Below are 3,646 nucleotides of genomic sequence, written 5' to 3'. Positions count from 1 at the left end.
GCACCGCAAGCGCATGGATGTTGGTGTCGAGCTGCTGTTGCAGCGCCGGCACGGCCGCCTGGAAGGTGGCCAGCGCGTTGCGCTGCTGCTGTACCTGCAATTCGGTCGCGACGCCCGCCTGCTGTTGCGCGAGCAGCAGCTGCAGAATGTGCGCGGCATCGTCGGAAATGGAACGCGCAATCGCGAGCCGGCGACGCAGACCCTGCACCTGAAAATACGTGTCGGTGACCGATGCGGTCAGCGTCAGCGCCACCGTATCGCGATCGAACCCGGAGGCGCGCGCGAGCAGGTCGGCGGCGCTGGCGTTGGCGGCGTTGAAGCCCCAGAAGTCCACCTCGTAACTGGCTTCGGCGAACAGGCTCTGGGTCTTGGTGGTCGAACCGCGCCCCTGATGACTGCGATCGAAGCTGGCGCCGAGCGATAGCGACGGATACTGCGGCGCGCCGGCTCGCTCGGCATTGCCGCGCGCCTGTTCGACGCTCGCAATCGCGGACGCCAGCGTGAAGTTGTTGCGCAGGCTGCGATCGACCAGCGCGTCGAGCGCGGGGTCGTGATACTCGCGCCACCAGCCGCTTCTGACTGGCACGGTAGCGGCGAGCGAGCCACCGGCCGCGCCGTCGAAGGATTGCGCCAGCGGCGCGCCAGGCCGTTGATAGGCAGGCACAAGCGAGCAGCCGGCGAGCACCGCGAGGCCGAGCGCACATACGGCGGCGCGCAGGCACGATACGCGCGCAGGTGGACTGACGGCGCGCGAAAGCGGCGCCCAACGGGACAGTCCTGACATGGGAGAACGCTCCGGCAACTAGAAGTGTCGCCAGATTAGCCAGCGCGTCCTGTCGGCGCTTTCGCCCATTGATTAAAAAAATTTAATGCGGCGCAACATGCCGCATCGGCGCGCCCGAGCCGGGGCTTACAGGGCGTTCCGCGCGTGTCAGGGCGCCGGGTTCAGCACGTATCCGGCGCCGACCACCGTATGAATCAGCGCCAGCGGGAAGTCGCGGTCCACCTTCGCCCGCAGCCGATGCATGTGCATATCGATGATGTTGCCGCGCGGCTCGAAATCGTAATTCCAGGCCGCCTCGAGCAGCATGCTGCGCGTCACGACCTGCCCCTCGCGGCGCACCAGACATTCGAGCAAAAGGAATTCGCGGTGCTGCAGGCGCAGATCACGACCGCCGCGGTTTGCGGTCCGCGCCCGCGTGTCGAGTACCAGATCCGCACATTCGAGCCGCTCGCTCATCCTGCTGCGATCGGCGCGCCGCGCGAGCGCCTCGATTCTGGCCAGCGCTTCGACGAACGCATACGGCTTCACGAGATAGTCGTCGCAACCTGCGCGAATCGCCTCCACGCGTTCGTTCAGGCCGCCGACCGCCGACAGCATCAGCACCGGCGTCGTATCCCCACCGGCGCGCAACTGCTGGACGAGGGCCAGGCCGTCGAGCGCCGGCAAGCGCCGATCAGTCACAATCACGTCGTAGATGCCCTCGCGCGCATAGGCGAGCCCGGTCGCGCCGTCGGCCACCGTGTCGACAATCAGACCGCTCTCGCTCAGGCCACGCGCCAGGAACTGGCTGGCGCGCATATCGTCTTCGATCAGCAGGATTCGCATGCGCTGCGGCTTACGTTAAGGGGCTTACATTAAAATTTTTTCATGTTGGCGCGAAACGCCTGTGCAGCTTCGCGCGGCATACTGCGGACATCGTAGGTACGAGCCTAGTGTAAATCGGCCGGCTAGCGCAGGTCCGACGCTCGCTCATTTCTGGAAAAAGGCATGACGAACGTATTGGTCGTCGAGGACGACGAGCAGACTCTCGCAGAGATCGTTGAAGCGCTCACCGATCACGGCTGCAAGGTCGAAACCGCGCGCACCGGCCGCGACGGTTTGATGCTCGCGGTCGCCAACAGTTACGACGCCATCGTGCTCGATCGCATGTTGCCGGGCGGCCTCGAAGGGCTCGGCATGCTGTCGGCGTTGCGCAGCGCCGGCGTGCCCACGCCGGTGCTGATCCTGAGCGCGCTGTCCGCGGTCGACGAACGTGTGCGCGGTTTGCGCGCCGGCGGCGACGACTATCTGACCAAGCCGTTCGAGTTCATCGAACTGACCGCGCGGCTCGATGCCTTGATGCGCCGGCGCGAGGCGGCGCCCGCTGTGCAGGAGTACCAGGTCGGCCCGTTACGTCTGGACCCGCTCAAACGCGAAGTGACCTGCGCCGGCCGCCCGGTACCGCTGCTGCCGCGCGAGTACCGGCTGCTCGAATACCTGATGCAGCACCAGGGCCAGGTGGTGAGCCGCACCATGCTGTTCGAAGCGGTATGGGACTACCGGCTCGACGAGCGGACCAACGTGATCGACGTGCACATCAGCCGTCTCAGGAAGAAGCTCGACCCGGACGGCACGGCTCCGATGATCGATACCGTGCGCGGTTCGGGGTACATGCTACATGCGCCTGACTGAACTGCACCGCACCACCGGCTTTCGCCTCGCCACGCTGTTTCTGGTGCTGTTCGGCGTGATCGCGATGCTGCTGTTCGGTTACCTGTACCGCGAGATCACCGGCTTCGAACAGGAGCGCATCGACGACTGGCTGCTTCGCGAGCACGCACAATTGAAACGCGAAGCGCCGGACGAACTGGTCGCGCGATTCGAACATCAGAACCAGTTCGATCCGCGCCGCCAGCGCCCGTTCGGCCTGTTCGAAGCCAGCGGCAAACATCTTGCCGGCGGCTATCCGGGCGATCTGCCGGCCATCCCCGTCTTTGGCAAGCCGTTTTCGATGCGTCTCGCAAATCTGCCGGGCCACCCGCCTGGCCGATGCATCGCCGCGCACGTGCCCGATAACCGCATCGCTTTGCAATGCCAGAACACCCTCGAGCTCGACCACTTCGACGACGAACTGCTGCATGCGCTGCTCTCCACCGCGATGATCACGCTCGTGATCGGCCTGATCGGGGCGACCCTGATTGGCGTTTCGGCGATGCGGCGGCTCGATGCGGTGACCGCGTCGATCGAGGAAATCGTCGCCGGCAATCTCGGCAGGCGTTTGCCGGTGCATTCGAAACGCGACGACGTGGATCGCCTGGTCGGTGTCGTGAACGGGATGCTCGACGAAATCGAGCGCCTGATGAACGAGGTCAAAGGCGTGTGCGATGCGATTGCGCACGATCTGCGCACGCCGCTCACGCGGGTGCTCGGCGGACTCGAACGTGCGCAACGGCGCGCCAGAACCGAGGCAGAGTATCGCGCGGCCATTGATGAAACCATCGTGGAAACCAGCGGCCTGCTACGCACTTTCAACGCCCTGCTGCGCATTTCGGAAATCGAAAGCGGCGTGCGCCGCGCCGGCTTCGCCAGCGTCGATCTGGCCGTCGTCGCCGACGATGTGTTCGAGTTCTACGAGCCGAGTGCTGAAGACAGGCAGATTGCCTTCGAACTGGAGCGCACCGTATCCGGGCCGCTGGAGATCCAGGGCGATCCGAATCTGCTGTTCGAGGCGCTGGCGAATCTGGTGGAAAACGCCATCAAGTTCGCACCGCATGGCGGAGCCGTGCGTATCACGCTGTGGCATGACACAAGAGGCGCCGGCGTGACGGTCAAGGACGATGGACCGGGCATCGCACCGACCGAGCGCGATGCCGTCCTGCGCCG

Annotated in this window: 4 protein-coding genes; 2 read left to right on the top strand and 2 right to left on the bottom strand. The window is 65.3% G+C overall.

Features of this window, described 5'->3' with window-relative positions; translation table 11 throughout:
- Positions 1–784 (bottom strand): TolC family protein (locus HDG39_RS34400; protein ID WP_184012717.1); only part of this gene is annotated, 784 nt, incomplete at its 3' end.
- 147 nt (positions 785–931) lie between these two features.
- Positions 932–1,609 (bottom strand): response regulator transcription factor, encoded by a 678-nt coding sequence (locus HDG39_RS34395; protein WP_184012715.1) that lies wholly within the window; start codon positions 1,607–1,609, stop codon positions 932–934.
- A gap of 162 nt (positions 1,610–1,771) precedes the next feature.
- Here HDG39_RS34395 and HDG39_RS34390 point away from each other — a divergent pair, with 162 nt between their 5' ends.
- The gene (locus tag HDG39_RS34390; protein WP_184012714.1) at positions 1,772–2,455 is read left to right on the top strand and encodes a response regulator transcription factor; all 684 of its coding nucleotides are present in this window, start codon (positions 1,772–1,774) and stop codon (positions 2,453–2,455) included.
- On the top strand, positions 2,442–3,646 hold a 1,205-nt coding region (locus HDG39_RS34385), incomplete at its 3' end, for a sensor histidine kinase (protein ID WP_184012712.1). The genes HDG39_RS34390 and HDG39_RS34385, both read left to right, overlap by 14 nt.

It is taken from the genome of Paraburkholderia lebeckiae, assembly GCF_014201005.1.
Classification (GTDB): domain Bacteria; phylum Pseudomonadota; class Gammaproteobacteria; order Burkholderiales; family Burkholderiaceae; genus Paraburkholderia; species Paraburkholderia tuberum.
Note: the sequence above shows the minus strand (reverse complement) of the source record. Positions and strands in the feature narration are given on the sequence as shown.